This window comes from Salmonella sp. 741265055_HSA (assembly GCF_046569525.1).
GTDB lineage: Bacteria > Pseudomonadota > Gammaproteobacteria > Enterobacterales > Enterobacteriaceae > Salmonella > Salmonella enterica.
In genome coordinates, this window is sequence record NZ_JBKFSQ010000001.1 from 232497 (window position 1) to 251091 (window position 18595).

General features: G+C 49.3%; 18 protein-coding genes and 2 pseudogenes. 7 read left to right on the top strand and 13 right to left on the bottom strand.

Annotation, left to right across the window (positions count from 1 at the left end; all coding sequences use genetic code 11):
* The first annotated feature begins 27 nt into the window (after positions 1 to 27).
* The 4 genes from sad to ACLD4K_RS01190 all read left to right on the top strand — a co-directional run bounded on the left by sad (position 28) and on the right by ACLD4K_RS01190 (position 3944).
* Entirely contained in the window at positions 28 to 1416 is a 1389-nt protein-coding gene (sad, locus tag ACLD4K_RS01175) for a succinate-semialdehyde dehydrogenase (protein WP_000178413.1), read from the top strand.
* 72 nt (positions 1417 to 1488) lie between these two features.
* Positions 1489 to 2415 (top strand): glutaminase B, encoded by a 927-nt coding sequence (glsB, locus tag ACLD4K_RS01180; protein WP_080108276.1) that lies wholly within the window; start codon positions 1489 to 1491, stop codon positions 2413 to 2415.
* Positions 2415 to 2774, top strand: a complete 360-nt coding sequence (locus tag ACLD4K_RS01185) for a DUF4186 domain-containing protein (protein ID WP_000992444.1) — start codon at positions 2415 to 2417, stop codon at positions 2772 to 2774. Before glsB ends, ACLD4K_RS01185 begins: the two co-directional genes overlap by 1 nt.
* 255 nt (positions 2775 to 3029) lie before the next feature.
* Complete coding sequence (locus ACLD4K_RS01190; protein ID WP_001748393.1) at positions 3030 to 3944, top strand: bestrophin family protein; 915 nt, start codon at positions 3030 to 3032, stop codon at positions 3942 to 3944.
* A 55-nt stretch (positions 3945 to 3999) separates the two neighbouring features.
* Here ACLD4K_RS01190 and ACLD4K_RS01195 read toward each other — a convergent pair whose 3' ends face one another.
* Positions 4000 to 4542 (bottom strand): YybH family protein, encoded by a 543-nt coding sequence (locus ACLD4K_RS01195; protein ID WP_000513122.1) that lies wholly within the window; start codon positions 4540 to 4542, stop codon positions 4000 to 4002.
* 715 nt (positions 4543 to 5257) lie between these two features.
* Between ACLD4K_RS01195 and ompC the strand changes: the two genes are divergently transcribed.
* Positions 5258 to 6376 (top strand): porin OmpC, encoded by a 1119-nt coding sequence (gene ompC / locus ACLD4K_RS01200; protein ID WP_411011245.1) that lies wholly within the window; start codon positions 5258 to 5260, stop codon positions 6374 to 6376.
* A gap of 140 nt (positions 6377 to 6516) precedes the next feature.
* On the opposite strand, the gene hypA is transcribed toward ompC, so the two are convergent.
* The 9 genes from hypA to ACLD4K_RS01245 are packed head-to-tail and all read right to left on the bottom strand — an operon-like array spanning position 6517 to position 13750.
* Positions 6517 to 6858, bottom strand: coding sequence for a hydrogenase maturation nickel metallochaperone HypA (gene hypA / locus ACLD4K_RS01205; RefSeq protein ID WP_000544772.1), 342 nt, complete (start codon positions 6856 to 6858; stop codon positions 6517 to 6519).
* Positions 6859 to 6870: 12 nt separating this feature from the next.
* Positions 6871 to 7758, bottom strand: coding sequence for an ATP/GTP-binding protein (locus ACLD4K_RS01210; RefSeq protein ID WP_411011246.1), 888 nt, complete (start codon positions 7756 to 7758; stop codon positions 6871 to 6873).
* Positions 7746 to 8810: a hydrogenase expression/formation C-terminal domain-containing protein gene (locus tag ACLD4K_RS01215; protein WP_411011247.1), complete on the bottom strand. Its 1065-nt coding sequence runs from the start codon at positions 8808 to 8810 to the stop codon at positions 7746 to 7748. The genes ACLD4K_RS01210 and ACLD4K_RS01215 overlap by 13 nt, the downstream gene beginning before the upstream one ends.
* 17 nt (positions 8811 to 8827) lie before the next feature.
* Entirely contained in the window at positions 8828 to 9238 is a 411-nt protein-coding gene (locus ACLD4K_RS01220; RefSeq protein ID WP_411011248.1) for a hydrogenase, read from the bottom strand.
* Entirely contained in the window at positions 9235 to 9534 is a 300-nt protein-coding gene (gene hypC / locus ACLD4K_RS01225) for a HypC/HybG/HupF family hydrogenase formation chaperone (protein WP_000334904.1), read from the bottom strand. The genes ACLD4K_RS01220 and hypC overlap by 4 nt, the downstream gene beginning before the upstream one ends.
* Positions 9534 to 10142, bottom strand: a complete 609-nt coding sequence (gene hybD / locus ACLD4K_RS01230) for a HyaD/HybD family hydrogenase maturation endopeptidase (protein ID WP_000852664.1) — start codon at positions 10140 to 10142, stop codon at positions 9534 to 9536. The genes hypC and hybD overlap by 1 nt, the downstream gene beginning before the upstream one ends.
* Before the next feature lie 5 nt (positions 10143 to 10147).
* Positions 10148 to 10891 (bottom strand): Ni/Fe-hydrogenase, b-type cytochrome subunit, encoded by a 744-nt coding sequence (cybH, locus tag ACLD4K_RS01235; protein WP_000924456.1) that lies wholly within the window; start codon positions 10889 to 10891, stop codon positions 10148 to 10150.
* Positions 10842 to 12644, bottom strand: a complete 1803-nt coding sequence (locus ACLD4K_RS01240) for a nickel-dependent hydrogenase large subunit (RefSeq protein WP_000331200.1) — start codon at positions 12642 to 12644, stop codon at positions 10842 to 10844. Before ACLD4K_RS01240 ends, cybH begins: the two co-directional genes overlap by 50 nt.
* A 2-nt stretch (positions 12645 to 12646) precedes the next feature.
* On the bottom strand, positions 12647 to 13750 hold the full coding sequence (locus ACLD4K_RS01245) for a hydrogenase small subunit (protein WP_001194448.1): 1104 nt from the start codon (positions 13748 to 13750) through the stop codon (positions 12647 to 12649).
* A gap of 427 nt (positions 13751 to 14177) precedes the next feature.
* Here ACLD4K_RS01245 and ACLD4K_RS01250 point away from each other — a divergent pair.
* Together ACLD4K_RS01250 and ACLD4K_RS01255 are read left to right on the top strand one after the other, a co-directional pair.
* Positions 14178 to 14937: pseudogene (locus tag ACLD4K_RS01250) on the top strand (linear amide C-N hydrolase).
* Between the two features lie 45 nt (positions 14938 to 14982).
* Positions 14983 to 15774 carry a FadR/GntR family transcriptional regulator gene (locus ACLD4K_RS01255; protein ID WP_001518759.1) on the top strand — a complete coding sequence of 264 codons (792 nt, stop codon included), beginning with the start codon at positions 14983 to 14985 and terminating at the stop codon, positions 15772 to 15774.
* Between the two features lie 58 nt (positions 15775 to 15832).
* Here the strand turns inward: ACLD4K_RS01255 and ACLD4K_RS01260 are convergent, their stop codons facing one another.
* The 3 genes and pseudogenes from ACLD4K_RS01260 to ACLD4K_RS01270 all read right to left on the bottom strand — a co-directional run.
* Positions 15833 to 16858, bottom strand: a complete 1026-nt coding sequence (locus tag ACLD4K_RS01260; RefSeq protein WP_183059136.1) for a zinc-binding alcohol dehydrogenase family protein — start codon at positions 16856 to 16858, stop codon at positions 15833 to 15835.
* Positions 16833 to 18119: an MFS transporter gene (locus tag ACLD4K_RS01265; protein WP_183063576.1), complete on the bottom strand. Its 1287-nt coding sequence runs from the start codon at positions 18117 to 18119 to the stop codon at positions 16833 to 16835. The genes ACLD4K_RS01260 and ACLD4K_RS01265 overlap by 26 nt, the downstream gene beginning before the upstream one ends.
* A 175-nt stretch (positions 18120 to 18294) precedes the next feature.
* Positions 18295 to 18543, bottom strand: a pseudogene (locus ACLD4K_RS01270) (PhoPQ-activated protein PqaA family protein); the annotation flags it as partial.
* Positions 18544 to 18595: the final 52 nt, after the last annotated feature.

Here is an 18595-nt window from a genome sequence, read left to right on the forward strand (position 1 = left end):
AACTCCCCTGATAACGAGAGAAAGAACATGACCATGATGACTGCAACACAGGCGTTATCCGTTAATCCTGCGACCGGCCAGACGCTGGCGGCAATGCCCTGGGCTAACGCGCAAGAGATTGAACATGCGCTGAGTCTGGCGGCGAGCGGTTTCAAAAAGTGGAAAATGACATCGGTAGCGCAACGGGCGCAAACATTACGCGATATTGGTCAGGCGCTTCGCGCTCATGCAGAAGAGATGGCGCAATGTATTACGCGTGAAATGGGTAAGCCTATAAAGCAGGCGCGTGCGGAAGTGACGAAATCCGCTGCGTTATGCGACTGGTATGCGGAACATGGTCCGGCAATGCTGAATCCTGAGCCTACGCTGGTAGAAAATCAGCAGGCGGTGATTGAATACCGTCCGCTGGGCGTCATTCTGGCGATAATGCCGTGGAATTTTCCTTTATGGCAGGTGTTACGCGGGGCAGTGCCGATACTGTTGGCGGGGAATAGCTACTTGTTAAAACATGCGCCCAATGTCACGGGTTGCGCGCAGATGATAGCCCGAATCTTGACGGAAGCCGGTACTCCCGCTGGCGTCTATGGATGGGTGAACGCCAATAATGAGGGCGTGAGTCAGATGATTAACGATCCGCGAATCGCGGCGGTGACGGTGACCGGTAGCGTGCGCGCCGGCGCGGCGATTGGCGCTCAGGCTGGGGCGGCGCTGAAAAAGTGCGTACTGGAACTGGGTGGCTCGGATCCGTTTATTGTACTCAATGATGCCGATCTCGAACTGGCGGTAAAAGCCGCAGTTGCCGGACGCTATCAAAACACCGGACAAGTCTGCGCCGCCGCCAAACGTTTTATTGTCGAAGAGGGCATTGCGCAGGCGTTTACCGATCGTTTTGTGGCGGCTGCCGCAGCATTAAAGATGGGTGATCCTCTGGTTGAAGAGAATGACCTGGGGCCGATGGCGCGCTTTGATTTGCGTGATGAACTCCATCAACAGGTGCAGGCTTCCGTCGCCGAAGGCGCACGGCTACTGTTGGGCGGTGAGAAAATCGCCGGGGAGGGCAACTATTATGCCGCGACCGTTTTGGCGGATGTCACACCTGACATGACGGCATTTCGTCAGGAACTTTTTGGGCCTGTTGCCGCCATTACCGTTGCAAGAGATGCGGCGCACGCCCTCGCGCTGGCGAATGACAGTGAGTTTGGCCTGTCGGCGACGATCTTTACCGCCGACGATACGCTGGCCGCGGAGATGGCGGCGCGTCTTGAGTGCGGCGGGGTATTCATTAATGGGTACAGCGCCAGCGATGCGCGTGTGGCATTCGGCGGGGTGAAGAAAAGCGGCTTCGGTCGTGAGCTTTCGCACTTTGGTTTACACGAATTTTGTAATGTACAGACCGTCTGGAAGAACCGCGTCTAATCGCCCTGACGTCACGTGGCGCCCTCTGCTATACTCGCAGGCCTTTTCAGACCTGCGAGCAAGGAGCATGTTGTGGCCAGGGCCATGGATAATGCAATTTTAGAGATGATTTTACAGCGCGTTCGCCCCCTCATTGGCCAGGGCAAAGTCGCTGACTATATTCCGGCATTAGCGTCCGTCGAAGGTTCAAAGCTGGGGATAGCGATTTGTACCGTGGACGGGCAGCATTATCAGGCGGGCGATGCGCACGAACGCTTCTCTATTCAGTCTATTTCGAAAGTGCTCAGTCTGGTGGTGGCGATGCGCCATTATCCGGAAGAGGAGATCTGGCAGCGCGTCGGAAAAGATCCTTCCGGCTCGCCGTTCAATTCGTTGGTTCAGTTAGAGATGGAACAAGGCATCCCGCGTAATCCATTTATTAATGCGGGCGCGCTGGTGGTATGCGACATGTTGCAAGGGCGGCTTAGCGCGCCGCGTCAGCGAATGCTGGAAGTTGTGCGCGCGCTTTGCGGTGTATCGGATATTACATATGACGCTACGGTCGCGCGTTCTGAATTTGAGCATTCCGCCCGTAACGCCGCTATTGCCTGGCTGATGAAATCATTCGGTAATTTTCATCATGATGTGCCTACCGTGTTGCAAAATTACTTTCACTACTGTGCGTTGAAAATGAGCTGCATGGAACTGGCGAGGACGTTTGTCTTTCTGGCGAATCAGGGCGAGGCGTTTCATCTCGACGAGCCGGTAGTTACCCCCATGCAGGCCCGGCAGATTAATGCGCTAATGGCGACCAGCGGGATGTATCAGAATGCCGGAGAGTTTGCCTGGCGGGTGGGATTGCCCGCTAAATCCGGCGTGGGCGGCGGTATTGTCGCCATTGTGCCGCATGAAATGGCGATTGCCGTCTGGAGTCCGGAGCTGGATCCTGCGGGAAACTCTCTGGCAGGTATCGCCGCGCTTGAACAATTAACACAAACGTTAGGACGTTCGGTATACTGATGAATGCGCTTGAACCGCTCTTTGCCCGCCTGGCGCGATCGACATTTCGTTCGCGTTTTCGTCTCGGGATAAAAGAAAAACAATATTGCTGGGATAAAGGCGCGGAGGTGATTGATAAACACGCCGCCGATTTCATCGCCCAGCGACTGGCGCCAGCTCACCCGGCGAATGATGGTAAGCAAACGCCGATGCGGGGCCATCCGGTATTTATCGCGCAACATGCGACGGCAACCTGCTGTCGCGGGTGCCTGGCGAAGTGGCACCAGATACCTCAGGGAGAACCGCTGAGCGAAGCGCAGCAACAGTATATTGTCAGCGTTATCCATTACTGGCTGGTCATACAAATGAATCAGCGGTAGGGCAGTGCGTCGTTGCTGACGCTTTCCCCGATAAAACACCCTATACCACTGATAGCAGCCGTTGACCGTCATATATCTCATGTGCTGAAGTGTCTTTTTAGTTACAACATACATTTGGTTGTTTTTTTTCAATGCCTGTCAGCACCGTGCAAAAAAATGTTCTACAGGGCAGGGGATCCGTGTATCACCAGAAGCTTGCAACCTTGATCTGGATCACGTTTAATGACAGTGCTTTTTTACCTGCTGAAGATAATCATGATCGTTAGACCACAACAGCACTGGATTCGCCTGATATTTGTCTGGCATGGTTCCGTGTTATCTAAAATCTTTTCACGACTGCTCCTTAACTTTCTTCTTTCTATCGCCGTTATTATCATGCTGCCCTGGTACACAATGCTGGGTATTAAGTTTACCCTTGCGCCGTTTAGCATACTGGGCGTCGCTATCGCCATTTTTCTTGGGTTTCGCAATAATGCCTGTTATGCGCGTTACGTCGAAGCGCGACATTTGTGGGGGCAGTTGATGATCGCTTCACGCTCAATACTGCGTGAGGTGAAAACAACCTTACCTGATGAACGCGGTATCGAGGATTTTGTTCGGTTACAAATCGCTTTTGCCCACTGTTTGCGGATGACATTGCGTCGACAGCTTCAAACGCAAGTTCTGGGAAACTATCTTGACCAGGAGGCGTTACAGAAAGTTGTCGCTTCCCATTCCCCCGCTAACCGTATCTTATTGCTGATGGGAGAGTGGCTGGCGATTCGCCGCCGCAGCGGAAAGCTTTCCGATATTTTATTTCATAGCCTCAACAACCGCTTAAATGATATGTCGTCAGTATTGGCCGGCTGTGAGCGCATCGCCAATACGCCGGTGCCTTTTGCCTATACGTTAATTTTGCATCGTACAGTTTATCTTTTCTGCATTATGTTGCCATTTGCACTGGTGGTTGATCTGCACTATATGACGCCGTTTATTTCGGTGCTGATTTCTTATACGTTTATCGCGCTGGATGCGTTAGCGGAAGAGTTGGAAGATCCGTTCGGTACTGAAAATAATGATTTACCGCTAGATGCGATATGCAATGCGATAGAAATCGATTTACTGCAAATGAATGATGAAAGGGATATTCCGGCAAAACGGATTCCGGATAAGCGCTATCAACTGACCTGAGTTCGTCTTAACTGGCGCAGAATGTTCATCTGCGCCATAACCTGAAGAGCAAAGCTTAATAGCCTTCTCCAACGCCGGTTTTGGCTGGACCGGAGTAGTGGACATGAACGATTCGCCATCCTGTGTTTGGTATCTTCGCCCATACCTGGCTTTCGCGGCCTGTCGTGTGTTGAGTCTGCCCATTATCACGGCGCACCGCGGTAAAATGCCAGTCGAACTCTGCAACGGCGGCATTGCCATACACATGAATAGCAGGGGGAGCGTCCAGTTTTAATGTGCGTTTACTGAAAGTTTTACCCATAGTGGTGCCATAAAAATTTTCAGCGATCTGCGACCATCCGCGTTCGTGACCGCGTGGATGAATAAAACTGGTTTCCGGTGAAACATAAAAAAGCTGTTTTCCTAACGTTGGGTCTGCCTTATCTATTGAATAAAGGTAACGGTTAATGCCTTCTGTAATTTCTTGTTTAACGGTCGACGTAGCTTCATTTTGTGCGGCGGTTGGCGTTGCCGCTGATGCCGATGACGCCATCAGAGTTAACGTTATCGCGGCGGCCGAAAACAATAGTGACGTTTTTTGCATAATAGTTATACCCATATGGTCTGTTTTTGAGACGCTTTATCTTTCCTGTTACGTTCACTTTTATACTAAAGGAGCATGGCTCACGAACAATAAAAAACATCCTTCTATAAAACTACCCCGAAAAGGGAGTAGTGCAATTAAGAATATCGTATTTGTTTGTAACGACATGACTCAAAATATCAACATTTAGAGTTTCAGTATTGTTGTTGTCCATTGACTTAATTTTATGTTTATTACCGCTGGTAAATAGTTAATCTTATGAATAGTGATATGCAAATGGCCGTTTGCGCTATGTGATAATTAACTATGGTAAAAATACACGAAGCGAAGAAGTGCTATTTCCGTAGTACTGATATTTTCATAACGCTAATTTAAAAATAAATGTAAACGTAACAAATTATACACAAAAATAAGAAGGGCTGGGCCTCAACTGACTTGATTATGATTCCGTCTTAACGAATGTCAGCCGAGTGTTCAGTGCCATTCTCGCCCTGGCATCCCCGACCGTAAGCCAGTTCTCTACGGGTAACCCCCTTGTTATTACAGCAGAAAACAGGGCATATCATTGATGTAGCCATGCTTAACTTGCATTTTAACATCACTAATACATAGCAAGCTAATATTACACTTTGAAACTTAACGCGCGGTAATTGTTAGTGATATTGTCCTGGACAGTTCCGCGAGCAGGTTTTGCGGAAAGTCCAAAAATAAGACAAATAAGGCATATAAAATGAAAAAAGTAGTGGTGTTATCTGCGGTAGCCGCAGCCGTGATGATGGCTGGAGCCGCCAACGCAGCAGAAATCTATAACAAGGATGGCAATAAACTGGATTTGTATGGCAAGGTTGACGGCCTGCATTATTTTTCCAGTAATCATAGTACGGATGGCGATCAATCTTATATCCGTATGGGTATTAAAGGCGAGACTCAAATTACCGATCAACTAACCGGTTTTGGACAGTGGGAGTATCAGGTCAACGCCAATCGTCCGGAAGATGGTGACTCCAGCGGTTCCCCGCAAAGCTGGACGCGTCTCGGTTTTGCTGGTTTGTCATTTGCCGATATGGGGTCTGTTGATTATGGTCGTAACTATGGCGTGTTATACGACATTGGTTCATGGACTGACGTACTGCCTGAATTTGGTAATGATTCGTATGAAGCTTCCGATAATTTTATGACCGGACGCGCGAATGGCGTTCTGACTTATCGCAATAATGATTTCTTTGGTCTGGTTGATGGTCTGAATATTGCCTTGCAGTATCAGGGTAAAAATGACGGCCTGTCGAAAGAAGGCGATCCTTTAAGTAATAATGCCAGAAAAAGTATCGCGTACCAGAATGGCGATGGTTTCGGGGCATCAGCGACATATGATTTGGGCATGGGGGTGAGCCTGGGGGCAGCCTATACCAGTTCCAAACGCACGCTTGATCAGATGACGCAAGATAAATACGACAATGGTGACCGCGCTGAAGCCTGGACTGGCGGCGTGAAGTATGATGCCAATAATATTTACCTGGCGGCAAACTATACCCGTACTTATGATATGACCTATATGGGTGATACATTGGGCGGCTTTGCACATAAAACCGATAACTGGGAAATGGTAGGGCAATATCAATTTGATAATGGCTTACGCCCGTCACTGGCGTTCCTGCAATCCAGAGCCAATGATGTTGATGGACTGGGTTCGTTCGATCTTGTGAAATATATTGATGTGGGTTCCTATTACTACTTCAATAAAAATATGTCCGCGTATGTTGACTACAAAATCAATCTGCTAAAAGATGGCAACCCATCGAATCCTAATACAGACAACACCGTGGCGCTCGGCTTAGTCTACGAGTTTTGATAAAACTTGCTGATTAAGACAGTTTAGGGATACCCTCCTTTTCCCAAAACTGTGTCACTGCTTAACCTTTATTATTGTCAATTTATTCTTTTATTATTTCAGGACGCTTCTGGCGTCCTTTTTTATTGACTATTCGTTGGCTATTCGACTTCGATTTCCCGAATGCGCATTCTGCTACTGTCATCTATCTGCACTTTACCTGAATGACAAAAGGGGCAACAGAGTGTGGATGTTTGAGAGGTGAAGGGTTGATTACAGGACAGACACCAACCTTGCGCCGGTGCGATAGTAATGTGGAAACGCGCATTGTCAGCAAGGGTATGACGAGCGGCGACATCCAGGCCAAAATGCAGCGCCGGCACCTCAACACAGGCCATAACGCCAATCTCCAGCCAGACTTGCTTTACCTTGCTGAACTGGTGATTTACTGCCTGTTCCTCCAGCAATTCGATAATATTTTGCGCCAGGGCTAATTCATGCATGGGCCAGCTCCTTCATTCAACAATATTTACGGCGACACAAGGATCAATTACCTGTAACTGTTGCGACCACAATGAGAGCGGAATAGTGGCCAGTTCGCGAGCAATGACGCCGTCAGATTGGGCGTGACGTGTGGTAGGCGAGATAATTCGGTAATCAAAAATATTGCCTGACGTTGTCAGTCTGGCCTGATGAACTAACCATCCTCGCGCGGTTTCCACTACCGCTATTTTCCATTCGCCATCATCAAAACGATTCCAGCGCAGGGTAGGAAGGGCGCTCAAACTTCGGGCGAGCGTAACGCAGCGGGCCAGCAGACGTAGCGCAGTCGTTTTTCCGCTAAGACAACAGGCTGACAGCAGCGGATATTCGATAGCCAGAGGCGAGACATCCAGGGGACCATGGGTTATTAACGTATGGTCCGGGGACGACGCCATCGGTAGTGTAGGTGTAATGATATTCTGTACTGCCGCCAGCCAGCGGGCGGTTTCAGAACGCTCTTGCAAAAACCAGGCTTCCCAGCCCTTTACGCCACCGGCAAGCCAGGTCTGAGGATCATCGTCAAAAAAGATTGTGCTTGCCAGCGGGGATAACTCTCCGCGACGTAACAACGCCCATTCTTCAGCGGTTGCCTGTCGGTGGCTAAACAGGGGGAGCCAGTCGGTCAACGCGCGACGGAGCGTTTCTCGCGCCAGCTCTTGTTGTGCGGCCTGCATATCTGGCTTCTCTTCAGGAAACAACAGTAAAGCCGCCGCTGCGCTGTGCGCCTGAGCGCACAACGTAAACAAACGTGAAATAAGCGTTTTTGCGTATACCGGCGTTGCGCCCTGTAGCAAACGACCGATCGGCGCCTCCTGCCAGATAATCCGTAGCGGGTGAGAATAGACGGTCAATCTTTGCACGAATTATTACCTTCATCGATCACCATAAACCCGGACTTACTGGTTTCGCAAACCGGACAGCACCAGTAATCAGGTAACTGGCTGAAGGGCACGCCGGGTGGAATTTGCCATACATCATCGCCCAGCGCAGGGTCGTAAACCCACCAACATACTTTGCACTCCATGCGCACCACCACTGGCTCATTTTCTGTGACCGGGTATTCTTTCAACCATTCCAACGTATTTTTTAGCCCCGCGTAGGCATCTTCGATATCATCGATGCCTGCAACGGCGATATCAGGAATGTCCGCTATCTCAATCATATCTTGCAGTAATGTATTCATATCATTGAAATAGTTGACCCGCCATACGCCGGGAAAATGCGTGCTTACAATCCGGCATTTACCATATCCGCGTGAAAAAATAGCGCTACAGCCTTCGCCTAAAAAATGATCCAGATACTCGCGATCGGCATCGTTTACTGGCAACAGCGTTAAGTTAATGATATGCGGCTCTTTTACCGGCTGTTTTACGCGCTCGGCTATTTCATGCGCGATAAAGGCGCCATTCATCAATCCCGCCGGTTGTGGCGGCAATTCTGGTGTAATCGGCGGCTGCGGATGCGTCTGCCAGATGCTCTCCGGGATCGGGCCAATGATAATTTCATCGGCAACCCGTTGCTGGTCAGCGTTATATTCACGCACACGCCAGACGCCCGTAAAAACCGTCTCCTGAATACGCTGTTCTTTTCCATCGGGTAATAGTACCCGGGCGGATATTTCACCTTCGCCGAGCAGTTGATCCAACAAACCGCTATTCTGTTGCTCAGTGGCATTCAGCTTATAGCTCAGGGGAAAGGGGAGCGTTGCCACCGGGTTATCCATATCGCGAATAAGCGTAGTCAGGATGTGTCTGGCAACACGAAGCTCAGCGGGCAGCGCCTGTTCCGGTAAAACCGGCGTCAGTGGGAGATTAATGCCGGCGGGGATAGGAAGAAAGTTAAAGTCTTCCTCTTCTGGCTGCGAGCCTGGCCCGGCAATATTAACGACTGGAATAGTTCTGGAATGATTCACGTGTGTTACCTTTCATTCTATTGCGTGATAACGGGAATATCCTGACGATAGCCCGGTGTGGTCAGCAATGCGGCCACCCGCTGAGAGTATTCTTGCCAGCTATATAATCCCGCCAGACTGCCGACAAAACGGTGCTGGCGAAAGAAAAGCAGCGCCGGATATTTCAGAATGCGATACTCCCGGGCGATCAGTTCACTCTGTTCGCTATCCGCAAATGCCGCGGTATAAGACGTCGCCGGAAATTGCTTGAGGATCTCCGGGATAATGACCCAACTGTCGGCGACTTCCGGATGTTTGTTGGGGTCGCTTTGCAGCAAAACCAGCAGAGTCAGATGCGCATTAATCAACGACGGGAGCGTTTGCGCATCGGTAACCAGAAAGCCTTTATCCGCCAGTGGACAAACAGGATTTTGGGGTGAGATAGTCATTTTTTTAAATGCTCCGGTAATTCAGGCGTGCGAGACAATAAATCGGCAAAACCGGTCAGCGGATCGCTTTGCGTGAGCATGGCCTGTTCCAGCGAGTCCAGCGCCGCCAGTACCTCAGCGGCTTCCGCTTCGTCCATTTCTCGTCGTGCTGCGCCGCCAAATGTCAGCAGCCATGCGCCTGCTAAGGGGGGAGCCACAAGCCGAATATCAACGTCGATAAGTTCGCCATGTCGGTCGCGGCATTTGGCGAACCACTGACCGGGTGAAATAACCTGCACAGGAACGCCGATACACATTATGATTTCTCTCTCTGTAGCACCCGAATATCGCCGACCCGGCAAGCGCTTTGCGCATCTGGCCGTTCATCTTCGTAGCGTTCCATACACAGGCTGTAATGATTGAGTCTTTCAGTGGGCAAGGCCGCTGAAGAAGCGGTGATACCCCATTGCGCCAGCACTTCCTGCGCGAGATAGACCGCAGGCATCAGTTGCGCCTTTACCTGCGGCGTAAGACTTCCACCATAGTCATCCAGACATTCCGGCTGCACGCCAATCAGCACAATCTCCGATAACTGGCCGCCGGTTAATTGCAGCAATGCCAGCACTTCAGAAAAACTGGTCTGATGTAAACTGAGTTTTTTCGCCGTCAGATAGGCGGGAACCTGTTCATCACGAAACATCGCCAGCGAACCTGGCGCCATACCAAAATCGATAGCATCCATGATTAACAGTTTTTCGGTCTGTTGCAGCCAGGGCAGCAGCGCCAGCCCCTGCGTACCGCCATCAACAACGTCAACTTTCTCGTTATCGGCATACTGTTCAAACAGCTTTTCCGCCGCTCTGACGCCAAACCCTTCATCTGCCCAAAGCAGGTTGCCAAGCCCTAAGATTGTTACTTCTGCCATTGTTATCACCTGAACCAGCGCCAGCCGCTTATCATGACGGAAATCACGCTTTGTCGGCTCATAATGTCTTCACGGATAGCGGTATAAACATGCGCAATGACGAAGGCGATAATGAACCACATGCCCAGCCGGTGCCAGAAATGCAGCGCGAGGCTATCGTTGCCAGTCAGGCGAATCATCCAGCCAAACCATTGATACGCCCAACTGTCTGTTCCAAGTCCTTCGCCATAGAGCGCAAAGCCGCTACACACCATCAGTACGGACATCCAGAAATAGAACATTACCGCCAGTCCCGCTACCGGATTATGTCCATAGTAACGATGGGCCTCTTTTTCGAGGAAAAAATACCAGCGGATTTCGCTGATAACGCCTTTGCGCCAGGCGCGGCGCCAGAACGGAACCAGAAACATCTCCCTGGCGTACTCATTGCCGACACATGCCCAGTAAATACGAAACAGCAGCGCGACAGTAAAAATATACGCCGTGGTAAAATGGATCAGTCGTATCCAGCCCATCCAAAACATAAAGGTCGCTTCACCTTGAATCGATGGCAGGGGGCGGCCAATGAAATATCCTGTAACAGCCAGGACGACAATGGATAACGCCGTGATCCAGTGCCATAAACGGACCGGCGCTTCATAGATATAGTACCCCTGGCTGGTTATTTCTTTGAGATGCATTGAGACCTCCGAATCGTCGTCATCGTACCTGAACCCTGACCAGCTCCCCTCCATGATTATCAATAACATGGGTGGAGCAGGCCAGGCAGGGATCGAAGCTGTGCAGAGTACGTAAAATCTCCAATGGTTGATCGGGAACGGCGAGTTTAGTCCCCATTAACGCCGCTTCGTACGCGCCAATTTGACCTTTATCGTCACGTGGCCCGGCATTCCAGGTTGTCGGTACCACACACTGATAGCTGTCGATTTTCTGATTTTCAATTTTTATCCAGTGCCCCAGCGCGCCGCGCGGCGCCTCGCTGAAACCAACGCCTTTTGCCGATGTAGGCCAGGTATCGGGTTCCCAGAGCGTGACGTTTGCCGTCGCCGTATCGCCGGACTTGAGGTTACGCATCAGACGATCGAAGAAATATTGCAGCGTATTGCCTGCCCATACGGATTCCAGCGCACGCGCGGCAGTACGCCCTAATGTAGAAAAGAGCGCTTCTTTAGGCAGCTTTAATACACTAAGCAGTTGATCCACGGGTTCTTTAAATTCCGGTTTATTTTGATGATATCCAATCAGATAACGCGCCAGCGGACCTACCTCCATCGCATGTCCCTTCCAGCGCGGCGATTTAATCCATGAATATTTAGCGGACTCATCCACCTGTTCGATAAAGGTTTTTGTGCCTTTATAGTGTTCGCCCATGACCAGTTGCGGTTCGGTCAGACCATCCCACGGATGCAGGCCCTTATCGTTATTGCCGTTACCATAGGTATACCAGGAGTGAGTGACAAACTCCTGAATCTCATCGGGGGCGGTTAAATCGACAGGGTGAATTTCGTCGAAACGACCGTTAATGATAGCCCCACGCGGAAGCAGAAGATTACTGGCGGAATAATCGTTAGGGTTATCCGGAAACTCGCCATAAGCCAGCAGGTTCATGCTCGATAACCCGCCGCCGATTTTTGCCCAGTCTTTGTAATAACTGGCAATCAGCAAGACGTCCGGAAGATAAACCTGTTCGCAGAACTGGCGAGCTTTTTGGATGATGGAACTGACAAGGTTCAGGCGTTCCATATTCACTGCGCCGACCGCGCCCGTTTCGTCAAGGTTGATGGCGCAAGGAACGCCGCCCACCAGCCAGTTAGGATGCGGGTTTTTACCACCGAAAACGGTGTGAATTTTTACGATCTCTTTTTGAAAATCGAGCGCTTCGAGATAGTGGGCGACCGCCAGCAAATTGGCTTCCGGCGGAAGCTTCATCGCCGGATGTCCCCAGTAGCCATTACGGAAAGGGCCAAGTTGACCGGACTCGATAAACCGCTTCAGTCGATTTTGCAAATCGCGGAAATATCCCGGCGAGGATAGCGGCCATGCGGAAAGGCTTTGCGCGATGGCGGAGGTCTGATGCGGGTCGGCTTTCAGGGCGGCAACCACATCAACCCAGTCCAGCGCGTGCAGATGATAAAAATGCACCAGGTGATCGTGAACGTGTAGCGTAGCTTGCATCATATTACGGATACAGTTTGCGTTGTCCGGAATCGCGATTCCCAGCGCATTTTCTACGGCACGGATTGAGGTCAGAGCGTGTGTACCGGTGCAGACGCCGCAAATGCGTTCAACGAATGCCCAGGCGTCTCGCGGATCGCGACCTTTCAGGATAACCTCCAGGCCGCGCCACATGGTGCCGGTCGACACGGCGTTAGTAATAACATTATTACTGTCGATATTCACTTCGCAACGCATATGCCCTTCGATGCGAGTAACCGGATCGACCACAATTCGCCGTCCGCTATTGTCCAGCGTAAAACCCTGAGTCTGATAAGGATATGCCATAATTATTTTTTCTCTTCCGGAGCGTTTTCTGATGACGTGTTGTTTTTATTGCGGGCATGTTTTATGGCGCTCACTGTGGCGTGAGCGATGGCGGCAGCGCCCGCGACGCCGGCAACGCCCAGTCCGATTTTATCGGCGGTAGCCTCAATGCCGGTTTGCGGAATGCCCGTTGCCCGGCTGTAAAAAGAACCGTAATCCCAGAATCCATCTTCCGAACATCCGAGGCATCCATGACCTGACTGGATAGGAAAAGACACGCCATCATTCCAGCGAACGGTTGAACAGGCGTTATAGGTGGTCGGGCCTTTACAGCCCATCTTGTACAGGCAATATCCTTTTCTGGCGCCTTCGTCATCCCACGCTTCCACAAACTGACCGGCGTCGAAATGCGCGCGTCGGTAGCATTTGTCATGAATTCGCTGGCCATAAAACATTTTTGGTCGTCCAAGACGATCAAGGGGAGGGATGCGATCAAATGCCAGCATATAGGTGATAACGGCGGACATCACTTCAGGTATAGGCGGGCAGCCTGGCACTTTAATAATGGGTTTATCGGTAATTAATTTGTGAACCGGCGTGGCTTTAGTTGGGTTGGGACGGGCTGCCTGCACGCAGCCCCATGATGCGCAGGACCCCCAGGCGATAATCGCTTTAGCATCCGCGCTGACGCGTTTTAACTTCTCCAGGAACGGCTCGCCAGCCAGTATGCAAAACATCCCATCTTCATTCAGCGGCGCGTTACCTTCCACGGCAACGATATAATTTCCTTTGTACTCGCGCATCACATCCGCCAACGCCTGCTCGGCTTGTTGCCCTGCGGCGGCCATAATGGTGTCGTCATAATCCAGGGAAATGAGCGACAAAATGGCATCTTTTGCCAACGGGTGCGCAGAGCGAATGAAAGATTCGGTACAGCAGGTACATTCAAGACCATGCAGCCATATCACTGGCGTACGCGGTTTATTCTCCAGGGCATAAGCTATCTGAGGAATCATCGAACTGCTCAGGCCTAAAGACGTTGCGGTAAGGCTGCAAAACTTGAGGAAGCTACGCCTTGTCACGCCGTGTCTACGCATAACTTGATAAAATGTATCTTGTGTTTGCATAACGTTTATCCCAAACCACTATAGTTAGTGTGGGCATCATATGTTGCATTTCTTGTCTTTCTCAACGTGTTTTAGTAGCAATTATGTTTCTAATTCGTAACAACTGATTACATGTGTGCTACTCACATTACTCAAAAACATAAATTAATTTAATGTTATTGGTGATGTGGAGTAAATATAGCGTTGTGATGCTATCTCTTAATGTTGATAAGAAACCGTGTTTTTTATTTATAACATGATGGGATTTTTTTAAATGGTCACACGGATAACGCGTTTCATGTTAGTTCGCTGTGTTTAACTCTCCTTTAAACCCGTCAGTTAAATTTATTAGCTTGTAAAATAAGATCACAATTAATTACGTGCTGCATAACCATTGATAGGTTTAATTTAATATATTCATCCAATCCATTTTACAAACAAGGAGAGCATGATGAAAAAAAGTAAAGCAATGTTATTTATCGCTCCGGCGCTGTTTTCATACGCCCTGGCTGCACAGGCCTGCACAACCCTTGCTATTCAGGATAAACAAGGCGATATTTTTCATGGGCGTACGCTGGAATATATGCAGGATTTACCCTCATGGTTAACGTATTACCCGGCGGGAACACAGTTTGATAAAAAAACGCCGGATGGCAGCCAGGGGATAAGCTATCAGGCGAAGTATCCGATACTGGCCATTACTTCCACCATTACTAATGGCGATAGCAGAGACATACTTGAAGGCATGAATAGCGCGGGATTGTCATTTAGTGAAAACATGATCATGAATGCGCAGTTGCCGCCATTGCCCGCGAGTGTATATAAACAGGCAATTCCTGTCACCTCGTTGGGAGAATGGGCGCTGGCCCGTTTTGCTACTGTCGGCGAGGTAAAACAGGCAATAAAAGAGGGCAAATTCTGGTCACCGGAACTGCATCGGTTTGGCGGTCTGAAATACGCTTGCGCATATTATGAGCCGTTTCGATCGTCCGAAAAATATTACGGTTGATTATATGGGGAGTGAAGGGGAAGGCAACGCCACCCGCAAACCGGTCTCAGAATATACGGTCTGGACAACGCTGTCTGACTTAACGCACGGTGAGATGATGGTGCGAGGCTACAATGATATCAACTATAAAACCTGGTCTCTTTCTCAGTTTAAGAACGCGACAGCGCCCGTGTTCGAGAAAATCAACGTCAAAGGATAAATCGCTCGTCTCGGTTTAGTTTCCCCGGTAGGCTCGGCGAAGGTAATAGAGACTACCGGCGGTTGCTTCTCTTTATCATGCACGGTAATTAATTATCACGATCACCAGCGCCAGGATGGTATGCTAAATCCATTCAAAATCCCCTGGATATGGATTGGAGGGCGCATGGTTATACCTGAGGTCAGGCAGGAGAGGCTCTATCAGAAGATAGCCAACCTCATCATTAAGCTGATCAATGATAATATTTTTCCACCGGGAACTTTTTTACCGCCAGAACGCGAACTGGCAAAACAGCTTGGCGTGAGCCGCGCCTCCTTGCGAGAAGCCCTTATTGTACTGGAGATCTCAGGATGGATCGTGATTCAGTCCGGTAATGGGGTTATCGTTTCAGATAAAAAACACCTTGCCAGCGACTATACCATCGAAGAAATTCTCTCTACTCGCGAGCTGGTCGATAGCCATTGTGCGCGCTTAGCCGCACAAAACGATAACGTTGACGTCATCAACCAAATAGAGGCGATTTATCATCGTATGGATCAAGCCATTAACGATAATAACGTCCACGGCTTTTACTCGCTTGATAAAGAGTTTCACCTTGCGATCTCTGAGGCCAGCCGTAACCGGGTGTTGTTCGATATGTCCCGTATGTTATGGGAACAACGGATTAATATCCCTTATGCCGGGCTTGATGAGCAGTCTGGAGACAGAAATGTTTTACTTAATCTCAACAAACAACATAAAGCGATAGTGGATGCGATGCGCCAGTCTGATGCTGACAGCGCCTATGAGGGATCTCTGGAACATTTACGCTATGTGAGAAAGATTGTCGGCGGCTAAGTTTGTCGATGATTAACACCGCATGGCGGATATGCCATGCGGTGGAGCTTGCCGTAAATCAATGGAAAACAGCATTAATCTTTAAGTAGCGCTCCGGATAGCGATCAAGCTCTTTAACTGCATCAGGGATCTCATCAAGATTGACGACCTTACTGACAACATCTTGCGGATTAATCTCCAGCGTTGACAGCATGCGTAATGCCTCATCAAATTCACCGGCACTGGTGCGGGAACCGCGTAAATCCAGTTCTTTATAGGTGATCAGGTTCGTCGGCAGCGACGTTTCCTGTTTTGGCCATCCGGTAAACGAAATACGACCAGCAAACGATGCTAAATCAAGCGTATTTCGAATAGCGCTATTTGCGCCGGAGGCTTCTATCACGACCTGCGCCATGGTGCCGTGGGTGATATTTTTAATGGCGTCGATAACCTGATCGTCAGCGGCGTTCAGCACATAGGGAACGCCAAGCTTTTGCGCATAGCGTAACCTTTCTTCCACAATATCGATCAGAATAGGCGTTGCCTTGTAATAACGCGCGCTTAATGCCGCCATAAGACCAATGGCCCCCGCGCCGATGATGGCAACATACTCCCCGGCCTTAACGTTTGCCCGATGCAGCGCGTGCAGAGCGATGGTCAGCGGTTCTGCCAGCGGCGCCATTTCAGAAGGCACATTATCTGGTATTTTATGAATTAAATGTGCGGGATGAGTAACCACTTCCTGCATTGCGCCATCGACATGCACGCCAATGACGTTTAAATTTTCACAACAGTTAGTTCTGCCGACAGAGCAAGGGTAGCAGTGACCACAATAAATATAGGGGTCAACAATCACGCGGTCGCCTTTTTTAATATTGTCCGGCATTCCGGTGCCTTCCTGAAGAACAATTCCGGTCACTTCATGCCCAATAATTCTTGGGTAAGTAACCAGTGGGTTCGTTCCACGAAAAGCCCCGATATCCGATCCGCAAATGCCTGCAGCATCAACCTTAATTAATACTTCATTTTCTTTCTTATGGGGATAATCCACCCAGCGGGTTTCAACTTCACCAGGCTTATTAATGAACACAGCTTTGACTTTCATTGGCTTTGAATCCTTTACTTTTTACAAACACGAAGACCAACAGGCTTGAAACGATAGCGATAGCACCAGCCAGATAGAACGCATAGTCATATTTACCGCTAAATTGAACGATAAAACCGGTGACAAGCGGACCGATAATACCGGATATATTAGCCAGGCCATGCATGGCTCCGCCGACGCTCCCTACCTTATCTTTATGAACAACATCCTGAATAACCGCCCAATAAATTGGGCCTGTTAAATAGAGCAGGAAGAGTGAAACTGACATGAGCGTAATTGCGCTACCAATAGTGCTAACGGTACCGGAAACGGCAACACATACCGCCGCGCCTGCCAGACATACGCCCAGAATAAGTCGACGTGAGAGCAGGGCATTACCGGTAATCCGATAAATTACATCAGAACAGACGCCGCCGAGCACCATACCAATGGCGCCGATGACCCAGGGAATTACCGTGGCGATACTAATTTCTTTAATATCGAGATGTAACGAATGGTTCAGGTAACTTGGGAACCAGGTCAGGAAGAAAAAAAGAATATAGTTGTAGCTGAAAAAAGCCAGAGTTGTCGCCCATACCATTGGTTGTTTCATGTAATAGCCGAGTGAAGGCGTAGCCCGGCCATCATCAGATAAAATAACGTCCTCATGATTTTCAAAATCAATGCGCTCTTCCGGCGCCAGGCGTTTACTCATTGTTGGCTTATCGCTAACGATAAAGTACCACAGTAGTACCCAGACCAGGCCAAATAAGAAAATAATGCCAAATGCGGGGCGCCAGCCTAAGGATAACGCCAGCAGGCCCACTATCGGCCCGGACACCGCGCCGCCGAGCGGGGAACCGGCGCTAAAAATTCCGATCGCCGTGGCAGACTCCTTTCGGGAAATCCAGTTATTGATGATTTTATTTCCGGCAGCGCTGACCGGTCCTTCAGCCATACCGAAAAGAACGCGCACGATAAGCATTGTCCACAATCCGGTGACCAAACCAGTTAAGCCACAAAATATAGACCATAGTAACGCTGCGATGAGAAAAACCGTTTTTGGCCCAACTTTATCGCTGGCCCAGCCACCAATAAAATTAAACAGGGCGTATCCGATAAAAAACGCGCTGAAGATCATCCCCATCTCCGCGGCGTTAAATCCTAACTCCTTTTCGATCAAGGGGGCAGTTATCGACAATGCTGAACGATCCATATAGTTGAGCATGTAAACTATAAATAGAAGAAAAACGATAAGCCATCCCATTGTTTTTCTTTTCATGATTAATCCTCTTATTGTGGTCTAGCGGCCTGACCACAATATTTTAAGGTTATTTTCAAATCACCTCTCTTGTGGTTAGAACGTGATCAATATAACAAAAATTTATCACAGAGGATTCCAGGTCATCGCAAGCGTGATGGATTAAATTCTTTAAAGTCAGTTAATTACTTGAAATTTAATCGGGACTATCGTTTTCCCCTAATCCGCGTCCCGGTAACGTTTGACATGCGGCGTTAACGGAAGGTGGAGCTGTCCAGCGAACGACTTTTACCGACGCTTCTGAGAAATAGAGCGTAAGAAGATGGTGGTGAATAAGGCCGTTCAACTGTGGTAATATTTTTTTACTTTGAAACCGGTTAATAAATGGAACGAGGCTTCCTTCAGCGGACTGGTTCATTGAATAGTGGTTCATATTAAGCACTATACCCTTAATACTTCAAGTTGCTTATGTGTTGGCTACGGATTACTCGGCCCAT

What these genes read in the sequence shown, in the direction of transcription:
- sad (WP_000178413.1), top strand. Translation starts at nt 28, where the DNA reads ATGACCATGATGACTGCAACACAGGCGTTATCCGTTAATCCTGCGACC.
- ACLD4K_RS01185 (WP_000992444.1), top strand. Translation starts at nt 2,415, where the DNA reads ATGAATGCGCTTGAACCGCTCTTTGCCCGCCTGGCGCGATCGACATTT.
- ACLD4K_RS01190 (WP_001748393.1), top strand. Translation starts at nt 3,030, where the DNA reads ATGATCGTTAGACCACAACAGCACTGGATTCGCCTGATATTTGTCTGG.
- ACLD4K_RS01195 (WP_000513122.1), bottom strand. Translation starts at nt 4,542, where the DNA reads ATGGGTATAACTATTATGCAAAAAACGTCACTATTGTTTTCGGCCGCC.
- ompC (WP_411011245.1), top strand. Translation starts at nt 5,258, where the DNA reads ATGAAAAAAGTAGTGGTGTTATCTGCGGTAGCCGCAGCCGTGATGATG.
- hypA (WP_000544772.1), bottom strand. Translation starts at nt 6,858, where the DNA reads ATGCATGAATTAGCCCTGGCGCAAAATATTATCGAATTGCTGGAGGAA.
- ACLD4K_RS01220 (WP_411011248.1), bottom strand. Translation starts at nt 9,238, where the DNA reads ATGACTATCTCACCCCAAAATCCTGTTTGTCCACTGGCGGATAAAGGC.
- hypC (WP_000334904.1), bottom strand. Translation starts at nt 9,534, where the DNA reads ATGTGTATCGGCGTTCCTGTGCAGGTTATTTCACCCGGTCAGTGGTTC.
- hybD (WP_000852664.1), bottom strand. Translation starts at nt 10,142, where the DNA reads ATGGCAGAAGTAACAATCTTAGGGCTTGGCAACCTGCTTTGGGCAGAT.
- cybH (WP_000924456.1), bottom strand. Translation starts at nt 10,891, where the DNA reads ATGTTATTGATAATCATGGAGGGGAGCTGGTCAGGGTTCAGGTACGAT.
- ACLD4K_RS01240 (WP_000331200.1), bottom strand. Translation starts at nt 12,644, where the DNA reads ATGGCATATCCTTATCAGACTCAGGGTTTTACGCTGGACAATAGCGGA.
- ACLD4K_RS01245 (WP_001194448.1), bottom strand. Translation starts at nt 13,750, where the DNA reads ATGCAAACACAAGATACATTTTATCAAGTTATGCGTAGACACGGCGTG.
- ACLD4K_RS01260 (WP_183059136.1), bottom strand. Translation starts at nt 16,858, where the DNA reads ATGAAAGTCAAAGCTGTGTTCATTAATAAGCCTGGTGAAGTTGAAACC.
- ACLD4K_RS01265 (WP_183063576.1), bottom strand. Translation starts at nt 18,119, where the DNA reads ATGAAAAGAAAAACAATGGGATGGCTTATCGTTTTTCTTCTATTTATA.